The sequence below is a fragment of the Brevundimonas sp. AC546 genome, from assembly GCF_979258305.1.
This window is the reverse complement of the sequence record NZ_OZ409849.1, coordinates 626,017-647,984: the sequence shown is the minus strand read 5'-3', so window position 1 is coordinate 647,984 and position 21,968 is coordinate 626,017. Positions and strand designations below refer to the sequence as shown.

The following is a 21,968-nucleotide window of genomic DNA, read 5'->3' as shown; positions in this document are numbered from 1 at the left end:
TCATGCAGGGCAAGAAGAGCGCGGACATCCTCACACCGGCAGGCGTCGCATGACCGCCGGCTGGATCGGAACCGGCAAGGTCCGGGCGCGCGAAGATGGCGACGCGGTCGAGATCGTCATCGACGGTCTGACCACCCAGGCGAAATACTACAAGCCCCTGGTCTATGAGTTCATGCGCAAGGAATGGCGCGCCGCACGGCCGTCCTGGGGCGACCATGTCGTGGAGATCCGTATGGAGCATGTGGGCGAGCCGCCGTGGATGGATCTCGACAACCTGGCCAAGGCCCTGCTCGATTCCATCAAGGGCTATCTGTTCCACGACGACGCCCAGGTCGCGCGGTTGCTGGTCGAACGGCGCGAAGGCGAAAGAGAGCGGATCACGATCCGCTCCTATCCCCGTCGGGACTGACCCTATTTCTTGCGGAACTGGTCCAGCGACACGACCTTGGGGCCGTCAGAGATCGGCGACGGATCCTGAGGCGGGGTCGGCTCTTCCTCGATCTCTTCCAGAAGCTGCGGATCCTCGAACTGCAGCAGGAACTGCACGCTGGGATCATAGAATCGCGTGACCGCCGAATAGGGGATGACCAGGCTCTTGGGCATGCCGCCAAAACGCAGCTTGACCGAGAAACGCTCGGGCTCGACGCGCAGATCGTCGTACTGATGCTGCAGCACGACCGTCATCTCTTCGGGGTATTTCGCCAGGATGTCGGGTGCGACGCTGACGCCGACGGCGCGGGTCTTGAAGGTGATGTAGAAATGATGCGCGCCGGGGAGACCCTCGGCCAGCACCCGTTCCAGCGCCGCGCGCAGGACGCCGCGCAGCGCCTCGTGCGCCAGCCGCTCATACTGCATCTCATCGACCGGAGGGGCCTGGTCGCTCATCGTCACCTCGCAACAGAGCGCGACTGATAGCGGGCCAAGCGTCCCGGCGAAAGATGCGAGGACGCTAAACCGCATCCCATTATTCGACTATCGGCGCCATTGTGCCGTTCGGCGAGGCGGCATGCTCCGCTTCATGGGGCGAGAGGGGCGAACTTATGGATGTGACCAGACGATTCCTGGGTATCGGCGCCGGCGCGGTTCTGGCGTCGCCGGGCGTTGCTGCTGCGGCGGTTCGCGCCCCGTCGGATGCGATCCTGTCGTCCGCCTTCATCTATGATGACGCGCCCTATCCTCAGGCCCACGCCTCGACCGTTGTTCAGGTTGCCGACGGCACCATCGCGGCCGCCTGGTTCGGCGGGACGCACGAGAAACATCCCGACGTCTGCATCTGGTTCGCGCGTCTGGATGGCGGGAACTGGGATCAGCCGATCCAGGTGGCCGATGGCGTGCAAGCGGACGGCAAGCGCCACCCGACCTGGAACCCGGTGCTGTTCCAATCACCGGGCGGACCGTTGATCCTGTTCTACAAGGTGGGACCCGATCCGTTCTCCTGGTGGGGCATGGTGGTCGAATCGCAAGATGGCGGCCGGACGTGGTCCACGCCGCGACGGCTGCCCGACGGCGTGTTGGGGCCGATCAAGAACAAGCCGGTCGTCATGGCCGACGGCGCCTGGATCTCGCCGTCCAGCACCGAGGCGGGCGAGGGTATGGGCAGCCATGTCGGGGCGAACTGGCGGCTTCATTTCGAGATCAGCCGTGATCAGGGACGAACCTGGAGCCTGACCGAGCCGGTCGATTCGCCGCTGAACATCGACGCCATCCAGCCCAGCGTCTTGTTGCATGAAGGAGGGCGGCTGCAGGCCGTGGCGCGCACGCGACAAGGCGCGCTGGCTTCGACCTGGTCGCGAGATGGCGGCCGAACCTGGAGCCTGCTCGGCGCCATTGATTTGCCCAATCCCAACTCTGGAACAGACGCGGTCACGCTGAAGGATGGGCGTCATCTGCTGATTTATAATCACGCCGCCCATGCGCCCGAGACGCCCGGAAAGGGACCGCGCTGGCCGCTCAACCTCGCTCTCTCAGACGACGGGGTCGCCTGGCGCAATGTTTTGACGCTGGAGGCGGAGCTGGTTCCGGCCGGCTATGCCTATCCGGCGATCATCCAGGCGGCGGACGGCCGTGTCCACGCGACCTGGACGCATGACCGCCGGCGCATAAGCCACGCGGTAATCGATCCATCGAAACTGGGATAGGGGGAAAGCGCCGGGATTCTGTTGCCAGGCTCCCGACAGGCCCCGCCCAAGGATCTGAACCCCTAGGACTTAAGATTCGAAATCACCCGAACCGCATTACGCGGCGAGAGCGACTTCTCCAGCGAAGTTATCGTTCGCAGTTAGAAAATGGCCCGATACGGTGGGCCAGGACGAGCGAAAGCAATCCTCTTTACACGTCCGTCGATGCTAGTCGGCCCCATGCTGCCTCCGCCGATAACGCGGGGAGAAAGTTGGTGGAGCCGCCGGGAATCGCACCCGGGTCCGGTCCGCTTATTACAAGCGCGTTTATCGCTATAGTCCGGCCGAAACCGGACAGAACCAATATAGGCGCTGTCCGAAGGCATTCCAAGCGCCGCGTTGCGTTCACGCGCGGGTCCAGTCGGCCGTCTGGTTTCGAAACCACGTCAGTTGGCGTTTGGCGTAGTTGCGCGTCGCCTGTTTCAGGGCCGAGACCGCATCGTCGCGGGTCAGTTCGCCAGACAGGTGGGCGGCCAGTTCTCGGACGCCGACCGCCTTCATGGCGGGCAGGGCCGGACTCAAGCCGCGCGCCAGCAGAGCCTGAACTTCGTCTAGAGCACCCTGAACCATCATCGTGTCCACGCGCAGGTCGCAGTTCTCGTAAATCCGTTGACGATCGGGTTCGATGACCCGTCCCGTCCATGATCCGGGCGGCAAAAGCGGCAGGGTCTCGGCTTTCCAGGCGCTCAACGACCGCCCGCTGGCGGCGAAGACGCTCATGGCGCGGACAAGTCGCTGCCGGTCGCCCTGTTCGATGGTCTTGGCTGCATCGGGGTCGATCTGGCCCAGGCGAGATCGGAAAATCGCCTCGCCTTGCGTCGCATAGTCGGCCTCGACCATTTCACGTACCGTGTTCGGCACGGCCGGAATGTCCGCCAGACCTCGGGTCAGGCTCATGAAATAAAGGCCCGTTCCGCCGACCAGGATCGCCGGTCGTCCTTCGGTGCGAAGATCGTCGAGCAGCGACAGCGCCTCCCGGCTCCAGCGTCCGACGGACCAGGCTTCCACGGCGTCGGCGACGCCATACAATCGATGATCGGCCAAGGCTTCGTCATCGGCCGATGGCCGGGCGGTCAGGACGCGCAGGTCTGCGTAAAGCTGCTGGCTGTCCGCGTTGATGATCACCGCACCGGTTTCGCGCGCCATCTTCAGCGCGAGCGCCGATTTGCCCGATGCAGTTGGGCCGGCGATCAGGGTGATTGAGGGCGGCTGGGACAAATCGTGGCTCGCGGGACGGGTTCGAGGGCGATAGAACGCGCGCATCATCGCCTGCAAGTCTTCTGGAGACCGCCTTGGTCGAACGTTCCGCCGTCATCGCCGCCCTCGACGCCGTCATCGACCCGGTTTCCGGTCAGGGTCTGGTCGCCGCCGGTCTGGTTCAGGGGCTGGTGGTGGCCGACGACCGGGCAGGATTCGCGCTGGAGGTCGATCGCAGTCGGGCCGCCGCCTATGCGCCCGTCCGCGACGCGGCGGAAGCGGCGTTGAAGGCCATTCCCGGCATGGCGCGCGTGTCCGTCATCCTGACCGCCGAGACCAAGCCCGCTGCTGCGCCGCGCACGGCCGGCCTGTCCAGAGCGGCGGTCGATCAGGGCCGCGCCAAGGCGCCGGTCCCGACCGATCGTCCGGCCCATGTCCGTCGTGTTCTGGCCGTCGCCAGCGGAAAGGGCGGAGTGGGCAAGTCCACGGTCGCCGTCAATCTGGCTGCGGCGCTGGCGGCGCGCGGGCTTTCGGTCGGCATCCTCGACGCCGATGTCTATGGCCCGTCGTTGCCGACCATGCTGGGGATCAGCGGCCAGCCGGCCTATGAGGACGGCGCCATCGTCCCGCACGTCGCCCATGGTCTGAAGGCCATGTCGGTCGGTCTGCTGACGAAGATGGACGACGCCATGATCTGGCGCGGTCCTATGGCGTCCCAGGCCATCACCCAGATGCTGACCCAGACGCGCTGGGGCACGGCAGAGGCGCCGCTGGACGTGCTGGTGGTCGATCTGCCGCCGGGCACAGGGGACGTGCAACTGACCCTGATCCAGAAGACGCCGCTGGACGGGGCGGTCATCGTCTCGACGCCGCAAGAGGTGGCGCTGGCCGACGCTCGCCGCGCCCATACGCTGTTTCAGCGCGTCAACGTGCCGACGCTGGGCCTGATCGAGAACATGAGCGGGCCGGTCTTTGGGCAGGGTGGAGCGAAAGCCGAGGCCGGCCGCCTGGGTATCCCGTTCCTGGGCGACCTGCCGCTGGACGTCGCCCTGCGCGAAGGGGGGACGCTGGTCGTCCGCCTGTCGCCATCCACCAATCGGGAGACGTCGCCGCACGATTCAACGCCATTGCTGGTCAGATCGTGGCTGCTCTCAACCTTTAGAAAATATCTGCGGAGGCGGGGTTTTCAAACGCAACCCTATTCGCCACCTTGGGTCTTACCGATACCCAAGGAGATCCGATGAGCGTCGACGCCCTGTTCAGCCCATTCACCATCAAGGGGCTGACCCTTCCCAACCGCATCGTCATGGCGCCCATGACGCGGTCTTTCTCGCCGAACGGCATCCCGACCTCGGACGTCGCAGCCTACTATCGCCGTCGCGCCGAGGGCGGGGTGGGCCTGATCGTCACCGAAGGGACGGTCGTCGAACGGCCGGCGGCGCGCAATGACGCTGCGGTCCCGGTCTTCCACGGCAAAGCCCTGCCGGAATGGAAATCTGTGGTGGACGAGGTCCATGCGGCCGGTGGCCTGATCGCGCCGCAGATCTGGCATGTCGGTTCGGCGCGCGGTCGCGGCGACGATTGGGCGCCGTTGGGCAAGGTCGACAGCCCCTCGGGGATGACCATGCCGGGCAAGACGAAGCTTGAGCCGATGACCGAGGAGGACGTCGCCGACACCATCGCCGCCTTTGGTCGCTCGGCCCGCGCCGCCCGTGACCTGGGTTTTGACGCCGTTGAGATCCACGGCGCCCACGGCTATCTGATCGATCAGTTCTTCTGGGGCGGACTGAACGCCCGCGACGACCGCTGGGGTGGTCCGACCATCGCCGACCGCGCCCGTTTCGGCGCCGAAGTCGTCAAGGCGGTCCGCGAGGGCGTGGGTGACGACATCCCTGTCATCCTGCGCCTGTCGCAGTGGAAGCTACAGGACTACACCGCCCGCATCGCTGAAACGCCGGACCAGATACTCGAATGGCTGACGCCGCTGTCGGACGCCGGCGTGGATGTCTTCCACTGTTCGCAGCGTCGCTTCTGGGAGCCGGAGTTCGAGGGATCGGGCCTGAACTTCGCCGGCTGGACCAAGAAGCTGATGGGCAAGCCGACCATTACGGTCGGGTCCGTGGGCTTGGACGGCGAGTTCATCGCGGCCTTCGGCGGCGAAGGCTCCAAGCCTGCATCGCTGGACGGTCTGCTGCGTCGTCTGGAGAACGAGGAGTTCGATCTGGTGGCCGTCGGCCGGGCGCTGCTGGCCGATCCTCAATGGGTCAACAAGATTCGCGATGGCCGTTCGGACGAACTGCGTAACTTCGAGCGCGCGGACCTGATGACCCTGTCCTGACCCGATCAGTCGAGCCGGTTTAGGCCGGTTCGACGATCACGCCCGTGCCGTAGCAAAGCACCTCGGTCACGCCCGGCATGATCTCGGTGGCGTCGTAGCGGACAGCCAGAATGGCGTTGGCGCCGTGCGCTTCGGCGTGTTTGACCAGTTCGTCATAGGCTTCCTGACGCCCGGCCTCGGCCAGTTTCACATAGGCGCCGACCCGGCCGCCCAACATCGACTGAACCCCGCCGATGGCGTCGGAAATGGCGTTGCGCGACCGTACCGTCACGCCGCGCACCAGCCCGATGTGGCGGGTGACGCGAAAGCCGGGCAGGTCGTTGGTGGTGGTGACGTACATCTGTCTCTCCTAGCGGCGTTCCAGCACGCGGAAGGTGAAGGCGTGATCGTCCTTCTCCCCCGCCGGGTGCGCTTCCGAAGATACCTCGACCCAGGCCGTTTCGTCGAACGCCGGAAAGACGGCGTCGCCTTCGGGGGCTGCGTCCACCTCGGTGATATAGAGGCGCTTGGCGCGGAGCAGGGCGGCCTCGAACAGGGCGGTGCCGCCGATGACGCAGATCTCGTCCACGCCGTCCTCTTCGGCCGTCTCGCGCCCGATTTCGATGGCTTCATCCAGGGTGGCGCAGACCAGGGCGCCCTTGGACATCCCGTCGGCCTCGTAGGATTCGTCACGCGTCATCACCAGGTTCAGTCGGCCGGGTAGGGGCTTGAGCGGCAGGCTCTCCCAGGTCTTGCGGCCCATCAGGCAGGGCTTGCCCACGGTGATCGCCTTGAACCGCTGCAGGTCCGACCTAAGCCGCCAGGGCAGGTCGCCGTCGCGGCCGATGACGCCATTGCTTCCGCGAGCGACGACCAGAGAAATGATGGGCTGGGGCAAGAACCTTGACCGTATCGATGCGTTGAGGTGGCCCATCCAATGGACGCGAGCCCTGTTATGAGCAAGTACATCCCCGCCATCGCCGTCGGTTTCCTGGTCGCGGCCTTGGTTAGTTTTGGTCTGGCGTTCTTTTTCTCATCCGCGGGCGCGGACGCGGGCTATCTGCCGATGATGGTCGGCGCGTTCCTGGGCGTCTTTACGGCCTATATCATGGCCAATCTGGCCGGGACCAAGCTGGGCAAGGCTGCGACGCCGGAGCAGAAGCAGGCGGTTCTGGAGTCACGGCCCGAACCGGGACAGGCGCTGCTGATCGTTTACCGCGAGGGTTTCGTGGGCAAGGCAGCTGGCATGGACCTGTCGGTGGACGATCGGTTCGTGGCCCAGCTGAAGAGCCCGCGTTTTACCGCCATTTCAGTCTCGCCGGGCGGCCACCAGCTGTCGATGGCGTTCGGCGGCCTGGCGGGCAAGCAGAACAAGCCCACGCTTGAGGGCTTCATCGCTGCGCCGGGCGACGTGATCGCCTTCCGCGCCACGATGCAGATGGGGATGATGAAAAACCGGATCGTGGTGGAACGCATCGAGAGCGACGACGCCCTGATCCAGCGCCTAAAGCCGATGATCATGATCGCGCCGGAAGCTTAGGTCTCGGCCTAGGCCCCGACTTGGGGCTCCAGCCACTTCAGCCATTTGCGCTGCATGGCCTGGTCCAGATCGACCCCGGCCTGCGCGCAGTAGATCAGCAGCATGCCCAGCACGTCCGCCGCCTCGTCGCCCAATGCCTGGGCGTCGGGCGTGCCCCGCGCGCGGTTGGTCAGGCGCAGATGCTCGGCCGTCAGTTCGCCCAACTCCTCCTGAAGTTTCAGTAGCGCCCAATCCCGGTCGCGGTCGATGTCGTGTTCGGCGGCGTAGATGTCGGAAATCCGCAGGACCGAGGCGGTCAGGTCTTTCAGGTCCATGTGTTCAGCGCCACTCCACCGTCACGCCATCGGCGGCGAAGGTCGGGAGCCGCGCGCGAGCGGCGGCATCGTTCAGGGCGTAGGCGTCGAGGAAATCCTCGGTCGCGCGAACGATCTGATCGAATCGCTCGCCGTCCGCCGTTCCCGGCAGTTGATGGTCCGCCCCGGAGAAGATCAGAAGGGTCTTGTCTCCGGAGGGACTGGCGTCGAAGGCGGTGCGATGATCCCGCCAATCGTCGGCGAAACCCGGAACCAGATCCCGGTCGCCGGTGATCATCAACAGCGGACCGGCGAGGGTGCGATAGGTGTCGGGCGTCACGACGTTGGGAATGTTCCCGGCCGAGGAAAAGGCGATCACGCCCTTCACCGCCGGATCGCCGATAGGGCCTGCGACAGTCACGGCCCCGCCCTCGATCAGGGACATCAGGGAGCCGAAGGAATGGCCCGCAACGATCAGGGGCTTGTCAGGATGCGAGCGCGCAGCCTCGGCGCGGGCGACGCCGAGATCGACCAGGCGCGTCACGAAGGCGACCTGGCCCGTCGCGTCGCGATGCGGGTGTTTTTGAGAATCGACATGCAGCGGGGCGATAACGGTGAAGCCATGTTGCGCCCACGCCGACAACAAACGCTGGTAGGCTTCCGGCGCGCCGCCGAAACCATGACTGAAGACGACGACGCCGCGTTCGTCGGGCGCGGCCCAGACGTCCAGCAATACGGTGCGACCGTCCGGGGCAGGAACGGACAGGCGGGTTGAGGTGACCGCAGCCGCTTGCTGGACTGAAACAGCCTGAAGGGCCGCTGCAGGCGTGACGGGCGCGGCGAGAACGAAGAGAGCGGCAAGGCTGGCCAGGGCAGGGCGCATCGGCATCGATAAATCCGAGATCAGACCGCGACCTGAGCCTTGATGTGCGGCCAGGCTTCGTAGCCTTCGAGTGTGAAGTCGGACAGGTCGAAGGCGAACAGGTCGGTCTTGGGGGCGATCTGCATGACCGGGAGGGACAGGGGTTCTCGGGTCAGCTGGAGCTCGGCCTGTTCCAGGTGGTTCAGATACAGGTGGGCGTCGCCAAAGGTGTGGACGAAGTCGCCAGGCTCCAGGCCTACGACCTGGGCCAGCATCATGGTCAGCAGGGCGTAGGATGCGATGTTGAACGGCACGCCCAGGAAGACGTCGGCGCTGCGCTGATACAGCTGGCAGCTCAGCTTTCCATTCGCGACGAAGAACTGGAACAGGCAGTGGCAGGGCGGCAGGGCCATGTCGTCGACATCGGCCGGGTTCCAGGCGGTGACGATGTGGCGGCGGCTGTTGGGGTTGGTCTTCAGGCCGTGAACCAGTTTCTCGATCTGGTCGATGACGCGGCCGTCGGGGGCGGTCCATGAGCGCCACTGCTTGCCATAGACCGGACCCAGCTCGCCGTCGGCGTCGGCCCATTCGTCCCAGATCCGGACGCCATTGTCCTTGAGCCAGCCGATATTGGTCTCGCCGCGCAGGAACCACAGCAGTTCGACGATGATCGAGCGCAGGTGCAGCTTCTTGGTTGTCAGGACCGGAAAGCCCTTGGACAGGTCGAACCGCATCTGACGGCCGAAGACGCCCAGGGTTCCGGTGCCGGTGCGGTCGTCGCGACGCACGCCATTGTCCAGGATGTCGCGCAGCAGGTTCAGATACTGCCGCTCGGGATGATCGGCGGGCGCGGCGGCGATGCGGGCCTGGACGTCGGCCCCAAGCGTGGCATGGATCATCTGGACGGTCATAGGTTCAAGGTGCCTCAGAATTCGATTCGCAGTCCCGGCAAATCGGCGTCTTCCACAGGAATTGATTCGCTCGGACAAGGGTGATCGTCCTCGCGCTTTCGCAGCGAAGTTATTGGAGGGCTGGGCGGAGCGCCGGGCCTTCGCCCGGAGTTGTCTTGTGTTGTTACCGTTTCGACGAAGGGTTGACGCTCCGCGCGGGTGGTTGGCCTGCTGATCCTCGGGTCAAGCCCGAGGACGGGGCGTCGAGCGGTGGCGGTCTTATCGCCTAACCCCATAAGCCTGCGACGGGTCGGCGGGGTCTGCGAACCCCGTCCCGAGTGCGATCGAGTATCCCCCTCGACCCTCCGACACCGCTCCATGAGTCGTGTCAGCGCGAGCCGTTTCAGACCCGCTCCCGTTCCATCCGCTCCCGCCGCCGCAAGGTCGCAGGCCAAGCGAGCCCTCCGGGCGACGGGACGGGTCTAGAATACGCGCGTTTCGGAGGGGGGATGGGAGACGGGGGACATAATTCGGCAAGCGATTGAAATCATTGCGAATGAACCAGCGTCATTGTGATGGTTGACCATCGTCTCCTCCCCATTTCATGGGGAGGTGGCTCGAAGCGTAGCGAAGAGACGGAGGGGGTCTTCATGCATCACCGACGCCTGTGGGACTTCAAGAACCCCTCCACCACGCTGCGCGCGGTCCCCCTCCCCACGATGTGGGGAGGAGATGAGGTGCTCAGCCGCCGAAGCCGCCTTCGTCTAGGAAAATCTGCTCTTCGGCCGTCGTTTCGCGGCCCAGGGCGGCGTTACGGTGGGGGAAGCGGCCGAAGCGGACGATGATGTCGCGGTGGAGATTGCCCCATTTCTCCAGCTCTTCGTCGCCGGCGATCAGGGCCATGTAGCGGTCCTGATCCTCGATCCGTTCGGAGTGTTCGAAGGGCAGCAGGAGGAAGTTCTTCAACTCGGGTTCGACCTGAAGATGCAGGTCGCGCGCCACGGCCTGATTGGCGAACATCAGGGCCAGAGGGTCGGTTGCGAACTGATGCGCCGTGCCGCGAAAACTGTTGCGCGGATACTGGTCCAGCAGGAGCAGCAGGGCGAGAGCGCCGTCCGGTGTTTCCATCCAATCGTCCAGTTCGCGGCGCGCCGCAGCCCAATGGACCGCGCGGCCGCGGTCACGGAACAGGGTGTCGAACGCCTCGTCCTTGGCGAACCACTTTTCGGGACCGGCCTCTTTCCAGAAGGCGACGACGGACGAAGGGGTTATGAAGACGGTCATGAGCCAGACCTTATCCAATCCGCTGCCCGTCTTCCATGACCGTGACTGCGACCTTTCGATCATTCGCGGCAAGCGCGTGGCCGTGATCGGTTACGGCAGCCAGGGACGCACCCACGCGCTGAACCTACGCGATTCGGGCGTGACCGACATCGTCGTGGGGCTGAAGGCTGCCTCCAGGACCCGCGACTTGGCGCGCGCGGACGGATTCGCGGTGATGACGGCCGGGCAGGCCGCCGCCGGCGCCGACGTGATCGCGGTCATGACCTCGGACGAGGCGCATCGCGACCTGTGGCGTGACGAGCTGGAGCCGAACGTGCGGACCGGCGCCGCGTTGGTGTTCGCCCATGGCCTGTCGGTCCGGTTCGGCCTGGTCCAGCCGCGTGCGGACCTGGACGTCATTCTGGCCTCGCCCAAGGGCATCGGGCCGCGCATCCGCGACCTGTACGAGGCGGGGGAGGGGGTCTTCTGTCTGTTCGGGGTGCATCAGGACGCGACGGGCGGCGCCCATGCGCTGGGCCTGTCCTATGCGGCGGCGCTGGGGTGCGGGCGCAAGGGCATTCTGGAAACGACGATGCGCGACGAGTGCGAGAGCGACCTGTTCGGCGAACAGGTCGTGCTGTGCGGGGGGATCGCCGAACTGATCGATTCTGCCTTCATGAAACTGGTGGACGCCGGTTATCCGCCCGAGGTGGCGTGGTTCGAGTGTTTCTATGAGACCAAGCTGGTGACCGATCTGATGTACGAACGCGGCATCGCCGGGGCCTTCGCGAAGATCTCCAACACGGCGGAGTACGGCGCCTATCTGACCGGGCCGCGCATCATCAACGCCGCGTCGCGCGAGGCTATGAACCAGGTGCTGACCGAGGTTCAGGACGGAGGTTTCGTGCGCCGGTTGATGGCGGATTATGACGCCGGGTCGCCCGATTTGCTGGAGCGGCGCAAGGCGTTGGACGTGCGACCCATCGAATCGGTTGGCGCGCATCTGAACGCCGTGGGGCGCCAGGCAATGGAGACAGCGGCGAACGATGACTGATGTGGCAGCCCAGCACGGCGGGTGAAAACCCGCCGTCGCGTCGTCGATGTCTTGAAAAGAGAAGATGGTCGGAGTGAGAGGATTCGAACCTCCGACCCCTGCGTCCCGAACGCAGTGCTCTACCAGGCTGAGCCACACTCCGACCGTGGGGGCGGGCCTGGCGGCGTCGCCCCGAAGTGAGGACGCGGCTTATAGCCATGGGTTCGGGAGGCCGCAAGCGTCCTTTTCACCCCATCTTCCTGGCGCGCGAAAATAGTCCTGAACGAGGGTGTTGCATCCCAAAACAGCTTGGCGTATCTGACCGCCTCCGCCGCACAGAGTGCTTCGGAAACGCCGGTCCTGCTGGGGAATGGTGTAATGGTAACACTACGGTTTTTGGTACCGTCATTCTAGGTTCGAGTCCTAGTTCCCCAGCCATCCGCCGACAAAGGTCGGCGCCGCCGAACCACTTCACAGCTTCAGCATTATGATCTGCACAAGGGCTTCCGTTCGGATGTTCGGCCGCCTAGCTTGACTGCACACCGCTGCTGAGGAGAACGATGATGGTCACCGCCCGTGAAAAGCGCTTGGCGCCGCTCAGAACGCCTACCAGCCTGTCGGAAGAGGCGACGCGAGACATTTCCGCCGCACTGACCACGCTGCTGGCGGATACGTTCGCCCTCTACATCAAGACCAAGAATTTCCATTGGCACGTGTCCGGACCGCATTTCCGCGACTATCACCTGATGCTGGACGAGCAGTCGGCCGAAATCCTGGCCATGACGGACCCGATGGCGGAGCGGGCGCGCAAGATCGGCGGCCCGACCCTGAGGTCGATCGGTCAGATCGCCAAGGAATCACGCGTGGTCGACAATGACGCCGACTATGTCGATCCGCTGGACATGCTGGCCGAGCTTCGCGACGACAATCACGAAATGATCAATCGGATGCGCGAGGTGCACGACCTCTGCGACGAGCATAATGACATCGCCACCGCCAGCCTGCTGGAAAACTGGATCGACGAAAGCGAGACGCGCGTCTGGTTCCTGTTCGAATCAGGACGCCGCGGAAACGGCTGATTGAGGAACCGCTTCGCTTGCGTCGTCTTATGTATCGTCGATAGTCGATGCAGAGATGGCGCAGGAGATGCGTGTGAAGCAGGGTTTCTTGATCGGTGGCCTGGCCTTGGCCGGGGTGCTGGCGGCTTCGCCGGTGTCGGCCGATATGTCCAAGGCGTTTGGAAATACGATCATCTCCCACTATCCGAATGGGCAGTGGGTGAAGCATTACTTCGAGCCGGACGGTCTCTACACGTCGCAATTTTCGGACGGGCGGCGGCTGAATGCACGCTGGACAGCCGAAAACGGCAAGATCTGTCTGAGCGGATTTAGGCCGCGCCAGATACTGCCGCGCTTCTGCAGCCGAATGGTCGAGGCCGATGTAGGTGACACCTGGCAGGCGCGCGACCCGCTGGGGCGGTCCATTCGCAACGAACTGGTCGCCGGACGCCGCTGAGCCCTTGCCCTGACCGTCGTCACCCTCTAGAGGCGACGGCCTACCTCGATGCGGATGTGGCGGAACTGGTAGACGCACTAGATTTAGGTTCTAGCGCCGAGAGGCGTGGAGGTTCGAGTCCTCTCATCCGCACCAAAGCAAAAAGGCCCCGGATCGCTCCGGGGCCTTTCTTCTTTTTGGGCCTATCGCCCTTACAGGCTGATTGAGGCCGTGTTCTAGCTGATCGGCGGGACAGGCGGCGGCGGGGCGTCGCTGTCCGTCTCGTGGACCTCGACCAATCCGAGCGCGACGTGGCTCTTGCGATAGCCATAGGCGAAATAGACGACCAAGCCGATAGCGCCCCAAATCGGCAGAACCAGCTGGGATTCGGTCGGCAGGTTGAAGAACAGACCCAAGGTGCCGAGCACCGCCAGAGGAGCTACGACCCAGATCAGGGGCGTCTTGAACGGGCGGTGACGGTTCGGCTGCGTGACGCGCAGGATCATGACCGCGATCGCCACCATAAAGAAGGCGAACAGGGTGCCGGAGTTGGATATGTCAGCCAGCTTACCCACTGGCAGGAAGGCGGCGAAAATGGCCACGGCGACGCCGGTGATCATGGTGACGATGTGCGGCGTCTTCCACTTGGGATGAATGGAGGCCAGGAAGCTGGGCAGCAGGCCGTCGCGGGCCATCACGAAGAAGATGCGCGTCTGACCGAACAGCATGATCAAAATGACCGAAGGCAGGGCCAGGAAGGCTGCGATGCCGATCAGGTCGCCAACCCGCTCGTGACCGACGACACGCAGGACGTGGGCCAGGGCTTCACGCGAGCAAACCAGAGGCTCCTGCATCGACGAGAAGGTTGAGCATTGGGCGGCCAAGGCGGACGAACCCGCGTGCAGAACTTCGCCGCCAGGTCCGACCAAGGGTTGAGCGCCGACGGCGCCGATCGCGCCCGCTGCGACAAGCAGATAGAAGACGGTGCAGATTCCCAGCGATGCGATCAGACCGATGGGCACGTTGCGTTGTGGATTTTTGGTCTCTTCCGCCGCAGTGGATACGGCGTCGAAGCCGACGTAAGCGAAGAAGATCGAGGCGGCGGCGCCGACGACCCCAAGGCCCGCGCCGTGCCCATCGCCGAACCAGCCGTTTGGTGTAAACGGCGTGAAGTTGGCGCCATTGATGACGGGCAGGGTCAGAACGATGAAGACGGTCAAGGCCGTGACCTTGATGGCCACCAGCACGGCGTTGACGCGCGCGCTCTCGCTCGTGCCGAGCATCAGCAGGCCGGTGATTAGCAGGGCGATCAGCAGGGCGGGCAGGTTCACGATGCCGCCGGCATAGGGGCCGACGGCTATGGCCTGAGGCAATGTCACGCCCCAACTCTGTAGCAGCCCGATGAAATAGCCGGACCACCCCACCGAAACCGCCGAAGCCGCGACCGCATATTCAAGGATGAGCGCCCAGCCCACCATCCAGGCCAGAAGTTCGCCCATCACGGCATAGGTGTAGGTGTAGGCGGAGCCGGAAACCGGCACCATGGAAGCGATCTCTGAATAGCAAAGCGCCGCCACGGCGCAGACCGCAGCGGCGATGACGAAGCTCCACATCATGCCCGGGCCGGCCTTCTGGGCCGCCTCCGACGTCAGGACGAAGATTCCGGTGCCGATGATCGCGCCCACACCCAGCAAGGTCAGCTGAATGGGGCCAAGGGATCGGGTTAGCGATTTTTTCTCCGCAGATGCGAGAATCGCATCCAACGATTTGACGCGCCACATAAAAGAATTTCCCCACGTTAGTGGCAGCCCCTCGGCTGCTTTGGGCGGACGCTAGCGGCGGATGACGTGGCGCGCAACGCGCATGACGGGGTGGTTAAGGCGTGACGACGCTTTCGTGATCGCCCCGCAGCAGGCTAGAGGCCAGGAATGCTGCCCATCCACGCCGTCCTGGAACCACTGAAAGCCGCCCTTGCGAGCGGCAATACGGCGGTGTTGGCCGCGCCTCCGGGAGCCGGCAAGACGACGGTCGTGCCCCTGGCACTGCTGGATCAGCCGTGGCTGGAGGGCAAGGTTCTGGTGCTGGAACCGCGACGCCTGGCCGCACGGGCGGCGGCCGACCGGATGGCGAAGACACTGGGCGAACAGGCCGGCGGGACCGTCGGGTATCGCACCCGGTTGCAGAGCCGCATCGGGCCGAAGACGCGGATCGAGGTGATCACCGAGGGGGTGTTCACGCGGATGATTCTAGACGATCCGGGCCTGGAGGGCGTGGGCGCGGTTCTGTTCGACGAGTTTCACGAACGCAGCCTGGACGCTGACCTGGGGCTGGCGCTGGCGCGCGAGACGCAAGGTCTGCTGCGCGAAGATCTGCGTTTGCTGGTCATGTCGGCGACGCTGGATGTGGTGGGGGTGTCGCGACTGCTTGACGGCGCGCCTGTCATCGAGGCCGATGGGCGGGCCTGGCCGGTCGAGACCCGGTATCTGGGCCGCAATCCGTCTGAGCGGTTTGAGGAGGCCGTGGCGCGGGCCTGTCTGAACGCTCTAGGCGAAGAGACGGGGTCGGTGCTGGTCTTCCTGCCGGGTCAGGGCGAGATCCACCGGGTTGCACGGCTGGTGAGCGACCGGCTGCGACTGCCGAACGTCGATGTCGTGCCATTGTATGGCGGGTTGGACCGCAGCGAGCAGGATCGCGCCATCGAGCCAGCGGCGCCGGGACGACGCAAGCTAGTGCTGGCGACATCGGTCGCGGAGACCAGCCTGACCATCGAGGGCGTGCGGGTGGTGATCGACGGCGGCCTGTCGCGGGTTCCGCGCTTCGAGCCGTCCAGCGGCCTGACCCGGCTGGCGACGGTCAGGGTCAGTCGGTCCTCGGCCGAACAGCGGCGCGGCCGGGCCGGGCGCACCGAGTCGGGCGTCTGCTATCGCCTGTGGGACGAGGAACAGACGCGCGGTCTGGTCCCGCATCAGCGGCCGGAAATCCAGGAAGCGGACCTGACCGGACTGGCGCTGGACCTGGCGCGATGGGGCGCGCGGTCGGTCGAGGGGCTGGCCCTGCTGGACCCGCCGCCGGCCGGCGCCATGGCCGAGGCCCGCAAGGTGCTGACGCGGCTGGGGGCGCTGGATGCGGACGGGGGTCTGTCGAAACATGGGCTGCGGCTGACGCGGATCCCGCTGTCGCCGAGGCTGGCCCATATGGTGGCCGTGGCGTCGGACGGGGGCGATGCGATGAAGGGCGCGCGGATCGCGGCGGTGCTGAGCGAGCCGGGGCTGGGCGGATCGGGCGTCGATCTGGCGGATCGGCTGATCGGGCTGGAGCGGGATCGGTCGCCCAGGGCGCGCGATGCGATGAAGCTGGCGGATCGCTGGGCGCGGGCGGCGGGCGGCGGTTCGGGTCGCACGATTGATGCGGGCCTGCTGCTGGCCGAGGCCTTTCCCGAGCGGATCGCCAAGGCGCGGGGCAAGGCGGGCGAACTGTTGCTGGCCAGCGGGCGCGGGGCGGTGCTTGAGGCGACGGATCATCTGGCGCGCGAACCTTGGCTGGCGGTGGCGGAACTGGGCGGGGGCGACGCGCGCGACCGGGTGCGGCTGGCGGCGGCGCTGGATGCGGACCGGATCGAGAGCGAACTGGCGCGGCTGATCTCGGTCGAGGACCGGCTGGTGCGCGAACCGTCGGGACGTTCGGTGATCCGTCGGTCGCGGCGGATCGGCGCCATCGTGCTGGATGAAAAAATCGTCGGCGCGCCGGACGCGAAGACGCTGGCGGCCGCCCTTAGAGCCGAGGTCGAGGCGGACGGGTTGCGCGCGCTGAAATGGGGCGAGCAGGCGTCAGGGCTACGGGCTCGACTGGCTTTCCTGCATGACGGCGACCCGGCTTGGCCAGACGTGTCGGACGCCGCGCTGCTGGCGGCGCGAGAAGACTGGCTGTGGCCCTTGCTGGAAGGGGCCAAGTCGCTGGAGGGGATCGGCGACGACCGTCTGGTCGAGGCCCTACGCGGTTTGATCCCCTGGGATTTGCAGCGACGGCTGGACGACCTTGCGCCCACGCGGTTGGTCACCCCGCTGGGATCAGCGGCCATCGATTACGGCGCCGAGGGCGGCCCGCGCGTCGACATTCGCGTGCAGGAGCTGTTCGGCGTGAAGACTCATCCGACCGTCGGCGGCGTGCCGTTGACCCTAGCCCTGTTGTCGCCGGCGCGACGGCCGGTGCAGGTGACGAAGGACTTGCCGCGCTTCTGGGGCGGTTCCTGGGCTGCGGTTCGGGCCGAGATGCGCGGGCGGTATCCCCGCCACCCCTGGCCGGAGAACCCGGCCGAGGCGCAACCGACGAACCGGGTGAAGCCTCGCGGAACCTGATCGCCTTGACGCCAAGGCAGGGAAACGGGCATCGCTGAGGGCAACTGGGAGCCGATGATGTCCGACGCCGTCCTGCCGAAGAACTCCACCGGTCGCGTGCTGTTCGCCAGCCTGATCGGCACGACGATCGAGTTCTTCGACTTCTACATCTACGCCACGGCCGCCGTGCTGGTGTTTCCGGCGTTGTTCTTCCCCGGCGAGGATCCGGGTACGGCGCTACTGTCGTCGTTCGCCACCTTCTCCATCGCCTTCTTCGCGCGACCGATCGGCGCCTTGGCGTTCGGGCATTTTGGGGACCGGGTGGGGCGCAAGGCGACACTGGTCGCAGCGCTTATGACCATGGGGTTGTCGACAGTGGCCATCGGCCTGTTGCCGACGCACCAGCAGGTGGGCCTGCTGGCGCCGACGCTGCTGGCGCTTTGTCGGTTCGGCCAGGGGTTAGGTCTGGGCGGCGAATGGGGCGGGGCGGTGCTGCTGGCGACCGAGAATGCGCCGCCGGGAAAGAAGGCCTGGTTCGGCATGTTCCCGCAACTGGGCGCGCCCATCGGCTTCATCCTGTCGACGACCTCCTTCATCGTCCTGACCTCGACCATGAGCGAGAGCGCGTTCGAGGGTTGGGGCTGGCGGATTCCGTTCCTGGCCAGCGCCATCCTGGTGTTCGTCGGCCTGTGGGTGCGGTTGAAGATCACCGAGACGCCCGAGTTCCAGAAGGCCGTGGATCGCGACGAGCGGGTCAAGGCGCCGGCCGTGACCCTGTTCGCCCATCACAAGGCGGCGCTGGTGCTGGGGACATTCAGCGGGGTGACGACCTTCACGCTGTTCTATCTGATGACGTTGTTTGCGCTGGGGTGGGCGACGACGGGGATGGGGTTGGCGCGGGCCGATGTGCTGCCGATCCAGTTGATCGGCGTGCTGTTCTTCGCCGCCTGTATTCCAGTGACGGCGCTGCTGGCGGACCGATACGGGCAGGTGAAGGTGCTGATCTGGTCCTCGGCGGGGATCGGCCTGTTCGGCTTCCTGTTCGCGCCGTTGTTCGGGGGCGGTCTGACCGGGCTGCTGATCTTCTTTGCGCTGGGGTTCGCCCTGATGGGCTGCACCTATGGCCCCATCGGGGCGGCCATGGCGCGGCCCTTCCCGACGGCGGTGCGCTACACAGGCGCGTCGATGGCGTTCAACCTGGCCGGCATCCTGGGGGCGTCGCTGGCGCCCTATATCGCGCTGAAGCTGGCGGAGCGCTTCGGGCCGGGGGCCGTCGGCGGCTATCTGGTGATTTCGGCCCTGGTCACCATCGTCGCCCTTTGGGGAATGAGCCGTGTGGCGCCCGAAGAGAAGCGTTAGGCCTCGTCGGTCGCGGCGTAGACCATGATGCCGGTGGCGATGGCCAGGTTCAGGCTGTCGGCCCGGCCGCGCATCGGGATCTTGACGTTGACGTCGCAGGCTGCGGCCAGATCATCGGTCAGCCCGGCCTGCTCATTGCCCATCAGGATCAGCGACGGCTTCTGCATCACCGCCGAGCGGTGGCTGACCTTGGCGTCCAGGCGGGTGCCGACGACGCTGCCGGGCCAGGTCTTGCACCAGGTCAGGAAAGCCTCGGGCGTGGTCTTGGTGATCGAGACGGCGAAGACCGACCCCATGGTGGCCCGAACCGCCTCGACCGAATAGGGATCGACGCAGTCGCCGATCAGGATCACGCCGCCGCAACCGGCCGCGTCCGCCGTGCGGATGATGGTGCCAAGATTGCCCGGATCGCGCACCTGCTCCAGCGCGACCCAGCAGGGGGCCGAGGCGGGGTTCAGGCTGTCCAGCGGAGCATAGGCCTGTTCGAACACGCCCAGCACGGTCTGCGGATTGTCGCGGCGGCTGATCTTTTCCAGGATGGCGTGGGTGACGACGACGATGTCGCCGCCGGCATTGATCGTCGCGGCCTTGGCGCGGTCAAGCAGGGGGTGAGGACGAGCGTCCTCGCCGACCAGCAGCATCCTGGGCGCGCGGCCCTGGTCCAGCGCCTCGCCGATGAACTTCAGACCCTCGGCCAGGAAGGTCCCGGCCAGGTCGCGTTCCTTGCGCATATGCAGGGCGCGGACGCCCTTGACCGTGTCATTGGTCAGGGAGGTGATGACGCGTTCGGTCATTTGCTCCACCGGGCGAAGAAGGACAGGCCGATGGCGCGAGCGTCCGGGCCGTCTTCCGACAGGGCCAGTTCGCCCCAGTCGATTCGTCCGCCGCGATCATGGGTCGCCTCGACCATCAGGTGCGCCAGCGAAAGGCCCGACACGCGCGCCGCATAGGCGTTCAGCAGCAGGAAGTCGGCGTCGTCGGCCAGCAGGGCGGCGCAATCCTTGAGCAGGCTCGGCATGTCCTCGAACAGGCGCCAGACCTCGCCGGTCGGGCCGCGTCCGTATTTAGGCGGGTCCAGAATGATGCCGTCGTATTTCGATCCGCGACGGACCTCGCGGGCTACATATTTGCGGGCGTCTTCGACGATCCAGCGGATCGGATGTTGAGCCAGGCCCGACTGTTCGGCGTTCTCGCGGGCGTAGGCGACCGACTTCTTGGAGGCGTCGACGTGGGTGACCTCGGCGCCGGCTGCGGCGAGGGCCAGGCTGGCGACGCCGGTGTAACCGAACAGGTTCAGGATCTTGGGTGCGCGGCCGGCCGAACGCGTGAACTCTCGCACTCGACTGTCCAGCCATTCCCAGTTGGCGGCCTGTTCGGGGAAGAAGGCCAGGTGGCGGAAAGGGGTGAAACGGCCGGTGAACTTCACGTCGCGCCATTTCAGGGGAAAGGCGTCGATGTGGCCGTGATGGTCGAACTTCCAGCGGCCGCTGTCTTCCTCTTCCTGCTGCGGATCGAACAGGGCGGTGGCGTTCTCGAACGCGGCCGGATCGCGGGGCGACCAGAAACATTGCGGCTCAGGCCGAACCACAGTGTAGCGGCCATAGCGTTCCAACTTCTTGCCGTCGCCGCTGTCCAGCAGGGCGTAGTCGGACCAGCCGGAGGTCACGAGCGTTTCGGGAGTTTTTGAAAGGACGGGCGCCATCGTCGGGCTGATAGGCGCTCAGGCGGCCTCGCGTCCAGACTCCTGCGCCACGACGGTCATTTCCTGCGCCTGGGCGTCGCCGTCGTGCGGGGTCTTGTCCCAGACGTGAGGTTCGACGACCAGGCGCCAGGCGGCGTGGACGAAGGCCAGACTGAGCAGGGACCAGTAGGCGGGCGCGGCCAGCATGTCGCCCAGCCGATAGTCCAGGCCCGCACGCTTGGCGCCGACGGCGCAGCCCATCCAGGCCGCGATGACGCCCAACGCCAGCACGCCCAGCGAACCCACAGGCGTCGCTGGCGCGATCCCCGCATGAAGCCCGACCATCAGCGCTGAAGCCAGCCAGGCCAGGGTGGGGGCATGGGCAGCCGCCGACAAGATGCCCGCGCCCAGGGTCATGACCAGGGACAGCAGTCCCCGTCGCCCCAGACCCAGCGGGCGTCGGGTGTGGACGCCCCAGGTCTGCATATAGCCCTTCAGCCACCGGGTCCGCTGAGGCAGCCAACGGTCCAGCGCCCCGGGCGGGGTCTCCCACGTCGGGCAGTCGACGACGTCCAGCTTCCAGCCGAGCGACCACAGCCTAAAGCCCAGGTCGGCGTCCTCGGTCACATTGTGCGCATCCCATCCGCCGGCGGAGCGCAGGGCGGTCATGCGGATATGGTTGCTGGTGCCGCCCAGCGGGAACGGCAGGCCCAGCCGCGCCATGCCTGGCAGCGTCACTTCGAACAGGGCGGCGTACTCGAAGGCGAACTGCCGATCCAGGAAAGCTGAACCGGCGCGACCCGAGGGGCGGATGCGTAGCGGCGCCTGGAGGCAACCCAGCCGAGGCTGAGCCACGAAACGCGCCGCCGCCTGACGCAGTTGTTGCGGATGGGGTCGATCTTCGGCGTCGTAGATGGTGACTAGATCGCCTGTGGCCTGCCTCAGGGCGTGGTTCAGCGCGCGTGGCTTGGTCAGGGGCAAGCCGGGCGGGACCACCACGATCTTGATCCAGGACGGGCGCGGCGTGGCCTGGGCGGCGGCGAGAGTGGCGTGATCGTGCGTTTCCAGGACGATGAAGGCTTCAATCCGATCGGGCGGATAGTCGATGCGGGCCAGGTTTGCGATCAGTTGCGGGGTGACCGCCGCCTCGTCATGCAACGCCGCCAGTATGGTGTAGCGCGGCCATACGATGGGACGCGCGCAGGCTTTGGGGCGGCGCAGACTGGCGATGGCGATGACGGTCTTCCAGATCGCCGAGACGACGAAGGCGGCCTGGAACAAAACAAGCAGCGTCAGAAAAGCGGCATGAGGCCAGCGGACCAGGGCGGCGGCAGAGCCCAGGGCCAGCAAGATCATCGCCGTGATCTGGAAACCGCTGGGCATGCGCCGCGCGGCGCCGTTCCTGCGAGGCGTGATCCCCGGATGTGTCCAGACCTCCATGTCGTCGCCCCCGCATCTCCACAACCGTTAATCGCTATTTGAAACAACCTCGTTCGGCAAGCTGGTTGGCGTCTGGGACGGATTGTCG

21 protein-coding genes, 3 tRNA genes, 1 other RNA gene and 1 pseudogene are annotated in these 21,968 nt (G+C 65.9%); 12 read left to right on the top strand and 14 right to left on the bottom strand.

Annotation, left to right across the window (positions count from 1 at the left end):
* The first annotated feature begins 49 nt into the window (after positions 1 to 49).
* Positions 50 to 409 (top strand): RusA family crossover junction endodeoxyribonuclease, encoded by a 360-nt coding sequence (locus tag ACZZZD_RS03285; protein WP_346496818.1) that lies wholly within the window; start codon positions 50 to 52, stop codon positions 407 to 409.
* A 2-nt stretch (positions 410 to 411) separates the two neighbouring features.
* Here ACZZZD_RS03285 and ACZZZD_RS03280 read toward each other — a convergent pair whose 3' ends face one another.
* Positions 412 to 885, bottom strand: a complete 474-nt coding sequence (locus tag ACZZZD_RS03280; protein WP_372691937.1) for an SspB family protein — start codon at positions 883 to 885, stop codon at positions 412 to 414.
* Between the two features lie 161 nt (positions 886 to 1,046).
* Here ACZZZD_RS03280 and ACZZZD_RS03275 point away from each other — a divergent pair, with 161 nt between their 5' ends.
* Positions 1,047 to 2,138: a sialidase family protein gene (locus ACZZZD_RS03275; protein WP_463432625.1), complete on the top strand. Its 1,092-nt coding sequence runs from the start codon at positions 1,047 to 1,049 to the stop codon at positions 2,136 to 2,138.
* Between the two features lie 6 nt (positions 2,139 to 2,144).
* Here the strand turns inward: ACZZZD_RS03275 and ssrA are convergent.
* Positions 2,145 to 2,512, bottom strand: a transfer-messenger RNA (tmRNA) gene (gene ssrA, locus ACZZZD_RS03270).
* 10 nt (positions 2,513 to 2,522) lie between these two features.
* A complete protein-coding gene (miaA, locus tag ACZZZD_RS03265) occupies positions 2,523 to 3,395 on the bottom strand; it encodes a tRNA (adenosine(37)-N6)-dimethylallyltransferase MiaA (RefSeq protein ID WP_463432623.1) in 873 nt (290 codons plus the stop codon).
* A gap of 74 nt (positions 3,396 to 3,469) precedes the next feature.
* On the opposite strand from miaA, the pseudogene ACZZZD_RS03260 reads away from it, so the two are divergent.
* Positions 3,470 to 4,536, top strand: a pseudogene (locus tag ACZZZD_RS03260) (Mrp/NBP35 family ATP-binding protein).
* A 78-nt stretch (positions 4,537 to 4,614) separates the two neighbouring features.
* Positions 4,615 to 5,712, top strand: coding sequence for an NADH:flavin oxidoreductase (locus ACZZZD_RS03255; RefSeq protein WP_463432621.1), 1,098 nt, complete (start codon positions 4,615 to 4,617; stop codon positions 5,710 to 5,712).
* Positions 5,713 to 5,731: 19 nt separating this feature from the next.
* Here the strand turns inward: ACZZZD_RS03255 and ACZZZD_RS03250 are convergent, their stop codons facing one another.
* Together ACZZZD_RS03250 and ACZZZD_RS03245 are read right to left on the bottom strand one after the other, a co-directional pair.
* Positions 5,732 to 6,052, bottom strand: a complete 321-nt coding sequence (locus ACZZZD_RS03250; protein ID WP_159851431.1) for a YbjQ family protein — start codon at positions 6,050 to 6,052, stop codon at positions 5,732 to 5,734.
* A gap of 9 nt (positions 6,053 to 6,061) precedes the next feature.
* Positions 6,062 to 6,589, bottom strand: a complete 528-nt coding sequence (locus ACZZZD_RS03245) for a dihydrofolate reductase (RefSeq protein WP_463432617.1) — start codon at positions 6,587 to 6,589, stop codon at positions 6,062 to 6,064.
* Between the two features lie 57 nt (positions 6,590 to 6,646).
* On the opposite strand from ACZZZD_RS03245, the gene ACZZZD_RS03240 reads away from it, so the two are divergent.
* The gene (locus ACZZZD_RS03240) at positions 6,647 to 7,231 is read left to right on the top strand and encodes a hypothetical protein (RefSeq protein ID WP_463432615.1); all 585 of its coding nucleotides are present in this window, start codon (positions 6,647 to 6,649) and stop codon (positions 7,229 to 7,231) included.
* 8 nt (positions 7,232 to 7,239) lie between these two features.
* Here the strand turns inward: ACZZZD_RS03240 and ACZZZD_RS03235 are convergent, their stop codons facing one another.
* The 4 genes from ACZZZD_RS03235 to ACZZZD_RS03220 all read right to left on the bottom strand — a co-directional run bounded on the left by ACZZZD_RS03235 (position 7,240) and on the right by ACZZZD_RS03220 (position 10,560).
* Entirely contained in the window at positions 7,240 to 7,545 is a 306-nt protein-coding gene (locus tag ACZZZD_RS03235) for a phosphoribosyl-ATP pyrophosphohydrolase (protein WP_463432613.1), read from the bottom strand.
* 4 nt (positions 7,546 to 7,549) lie between these two features.
* Positions 7,550 to 8,413: an alpha/beta hydrolase family protein gene (locus ACZZZD_RS03230; RefSeq protein WP_463432611.1), complete on the bottom strand. Its 864-nt coding sequence runs from the start codon at positions 8,411 to 8,413 to the stop codon at positions 7,550 to 7,552.
* A 14-nt stretch (positions 8,414 to 8,427) separates the two neighbouring features.
* Positions 8,428 to 9,285: a thymidylate synthase gene (locus ACZZZD_RS03225; protein WP_463436064.1), complete on the bottom strand. Its 858-nt coding sequence runs from the start codon at positions 9,283 to 9,285 to the stop codon at positions 8,428 to 8,430.
* A gap of 732 nt (positions 9,286 to 10,017) precedes the next feature.
* The gene (locus ACZZZD_RS03220; RefSeq protein ID WP_463432609.1) at positions 10,018 to 10,560 is read right to left on the bottom strand and encodes a DUF924 family protein; all 543 of its coding nucleotides are present in this window, start codon (positions 10,558 to 10,560) and stop codon (positions 10,018 to 10,020) included.
* On the opposite strand from ACZZZD_RS03220, the gene ilvC reads away from it, so the two are divergent.
* Positions 10,559 to 11,593, top strand: coding sequence for a ketol-acid reductoisomerase (gene ilvC / locus ACZZZD_RS03215; protein WP_463432607.1), 1,035 nt, complete (start codon positions 10,559 to 10,561; stop codon positions 11,591 to 11,593). The two genes, ACZZZD_RS03220 and ilvC, sit on opposite strands and share 2 nt — an antisense overlap.
* Positions 11,594 to 11,658: 65 nt before the next feature.
* Here ilvC and ACZZZD_RS03210 read toward each other — a convergent pair.
* A tRNA-Pro gene (locus ACZZZD_RS03210) sits at positions 11,659 to 11,735 on the bottom strand.
* A 201-nt stretch (positions 11,736 to 11,936) separates the two neighbouring features.
* Between ACZZZD_RS03210 and ACZZZD_RS03205 the strand changes: the two genes are divergently transcribed.
* The 4 genes from ACZZZD_RS03205 (at position 11,937) to ACZZZD_RS03190 (ending at position 13,222) form a co-directional block, all read left to right on the top strand.
* A tRNA-Gln gene (locus ACZZZD_RS03205) sits at positions 11,937 to 12,010 on the top strand.
* 122 nt (positions 12,011 to 12,132) lie between these two features.
* A complete protein-coding gene (locus ACZZZD_RS03200) occupies positions 12,133 to 12,651 on the top strand; it encodes a Dps family protein (RefSeq protein WP_463432605.1) in 519 nt (172 codons plus the stop codon).
* A gap of 55 nt (positions 12,652 to 12,706) precedes the next feature.
* On the top strand, positions 12,707 to 13,087 hold the full coding sequence (locus ACZZZD_RS03195) for a hypothetical protein (protein ID WP_463432603.1): 381 nt from the start codon (positions 12,707 to 12,709) through the stop codon (positions 13,085 to 13,087).
* A gap of 50 nt (positions 13,088 to 13,137) precedes the next feature.
* Positions 13,138 to 13,222 (top strand) — tRNA-Leu (locus ACZZZD_RS03190).
* 80 nt (positions 13,223 to 13,302) lie between these two features.
* On the opposite strand, the gene ACZZZD_RS03185 is transcribed toward ACZZZD_RS03190, so the two are convergent.
* Positions 13,303 to 14,847: an amino acid permease gene (locus tag ACZZZD_RS03185; protein WP_463432601.1), complete on the bottom strand. Its 1,545-nt coding sequence runs from the start codon at positions 14,845 to 14,847 to the stop codon at positions 13,303 to 13,305.
* Between the two features lie 147 nt (positions 14,848 to 14,994).
* Here ACZZZD_RS03185 and hrpB point away from each other — a divergent pair, with 147 nt between their 5' ends.
* Both hrpB and ACZZZD_RS03175 read left to right on the top strand, forming a co-directional pair.
* On the top strand, positions 14,995 to 17,421 hold the full coding sequence (hrpB, locus tag ACZZZD_RS03180) for an ATP-dependent helicase HrpB (RefSeq protein WP_463432599.1): 2,427 nt from the start codon (positions 14,995 to 14,997) through the stop codon (positions 17,419 to 17,421).
* A 57-nt stretch (positions 17,422 to 17,478) separates the two neighbouring features.
* Positions 17,479 to 18,759, top strand: coding sequence for an MFS transporter (locus tag ACZZZD_RS03175; RefSeq protein ID WP_463432597.1), 1,281 nt, complete (start codon positions 17,479 to 17,481; stop codon positions 18,757 to 18,759).
* Here ACZZZD_RS03175 and ACZZZD_RS03170 read toward each other — a convergent pair.
* The 3 genes from ACZZZD_RS03170 to ACZZZD_RS03160 are packed head-to-tail and all read right to left on the bottom strand — an operon-like array spanning position 18,756 to position 21,880.
* On the bottom strand, positions 18,756 to 19,553 hold the full coding sequence (locus ACZZZD_RS03170; RefSeq protein WP_463432595.1) for a TrmH family RNA methyltransferase: 798 nt from the start codon (positions 19,551 to 19,553) through the stop codon (positions 18,756 to 18,758). The genes ACZZZD_RS03175 and ACZZZD_RS03170 overlap by 4 nt on opposite strands.
* Positions 19,550 to 20,461, bottom strand: coding sequence for a class I SAM-dependent methyltransferase (locus ACZZZD_RS03165; RefSeq protein WP_463432593.1), 912 nt, complete (start codon positions 20,459 to 20,461; stop codon positions 19,550 to 19,552). Before ACZZZD_RS03165 ends, ACZZZD_RS03170 begins: the two co-directional genes overlap by 4 nt.
* 18 nt (positions 20,462 to 20,479) lie before the next feature.
* Complete coding sequence (locus ACZZZD_RS03160) at positions 20,480 to 21,880, bottom strand: glycosyltransferase family 2 protein (RefSeq protein WP_463432591.1); 1,401 nt, start codon at positions 21,878 to 21,880, stop codon at positions 20,480 to 20,482.
* Between the last annotated feature and the right edge of the window lie 88 nt (positions 21,881 to 21,968).

Excerpts from the sequence above, each read along its gene's own strand:
- ACZZZD_RS03250 (WP_159851431.1), bottom strand. The coding sequence starts at position 6,052 with ATGTACGTCACCACCACCAACGACCTGCCCGGCTTTCGCGTCACCCGC.
- ACZZZD_RS03195 (WP_463432603.1), top strand. The coding sequence starts at position 12,707 with ATGGCGCAGGAGATGCGTGTGAAGCAGGGTTTCTTGATCGGTGGCCTG.
- ACZZZD_RS03175 (WP_463432597.1), top strand. The coding sequence starts at position 17,479 with ATGTCCGACGCCGTCCTGCCGAAGAACTCCACCGGTCGCGTGCTGTTC.
- ACZZZD_RS03225 (WP_463436064.1), bottom strand. The coding sequence starts at position 9,285 with ATGATCCATGCCACGCTTGGGGCCGACGTCCAGGCCCGCATCGCCGCC.
- ACZZZD_RS03170 (WP_463432595.1), bottom strand. The coding sequence starts at position 19,553 with ATGACCGAACGCGTCATCACCTCCCTGACCAATGACACGGTCAAGGGC.
- ACZZZD_RS03200 (WP_463432605.1), top strand. The coding sequence starts at position 12,133 with ATGATGGTCACCGCCCGTGAAAAGCGCTTGGCGCCGCTCAGAACGCCT.
- ACZZZD_RS03160 (WP_463432591.1), bottom strand. The coding sequence starts at position 21,880 with ATGGAGGTCTGGACACATCCGGGGATCACGCCTCGCAGGAACGGCGCC.
- ACZZZD_RS03235 (WP_463432613.1), bottom strand. The coding sequence starts at position 7,545 with ATGGACCTGAAAGACCTGACCGCCTCGGTCCTGCGGATTTCCGACATC.
- ACZZZD_RS03185 (WP_463432601.1), bottom strand. The coding sequence starts at position 14,847 with ATGTGGCGCGTCAAATCGTTGGATGCGATTCTCGCATCTGCGGAGAAA.
- ACZZZD_RS03220 (WP_463432609.1), bottom strand. The coding sequence starts at position 10,560 with ATGACCGTCTTCATAACCCCTTCGTCCGTCGTCGCCTTCTGGAAAGAG.
- ACZZZD_RS03230 (WP_463432611.1), bottom strand. The coding sequence starts at position 8,413 with ATGCCGATGCGCCCTGCCCTGGCCAGCCTTGCCGCTCTCTTCGTTCTC.
- ACZZZD_RS03240 (WP_463432615.1), top strand. The coding sequence starts at position 6,647 with ATGAGCAAGTACATCCCCGCCATCGCCGTCGGTTTCCTGGTCGCGGCC.
- hrpB (WP_463432599.1), top strand. The coding sequence starts at position 14,995 with ATGCTGCCCATCCACGCCGTCCTGGAACCACTGAAAGCCGCCCTTGCG.
- ilvC (WP_463432607.1), top strand. The coding sequence starts at position 10,559 with ATGAGCCAGACCTTATCCAATCCGCTGCCCGTCTTCCATGACCGTGAC.
- ACZZZD_RS03165 (WP_463432593.1), bottom strand. The coding sequence starts at position 20,461 with ATGGCGCCCGTCCTTTCAAAAACTCCCGAAACGCTCGTGACCTCCGGC.
- ACZZZD_RS03255 (WP_463432621.1), top strand. The coding sequence starts at position 4,615 with ATGAGCGTCGACGCCCTGTTCAGCCCATTCACCATCAAGGGGCTGACC.
- ACZZZD_RS03280 (WP_372691937.1), bottom strand. The coding sequence starts at position 885 with ATGAGCGACCAGGCCCCTCCGGTCGATGAGATGCAGTATGAGCGGCTG.
- ACZZZD_RS03285 (WP_346496818.1), top strand. The coding sequence starts at position 50 with ATGACCGCCGGCTGGATCGGAACCGGCAAGGTCCGGGCGCGCGAAGAT.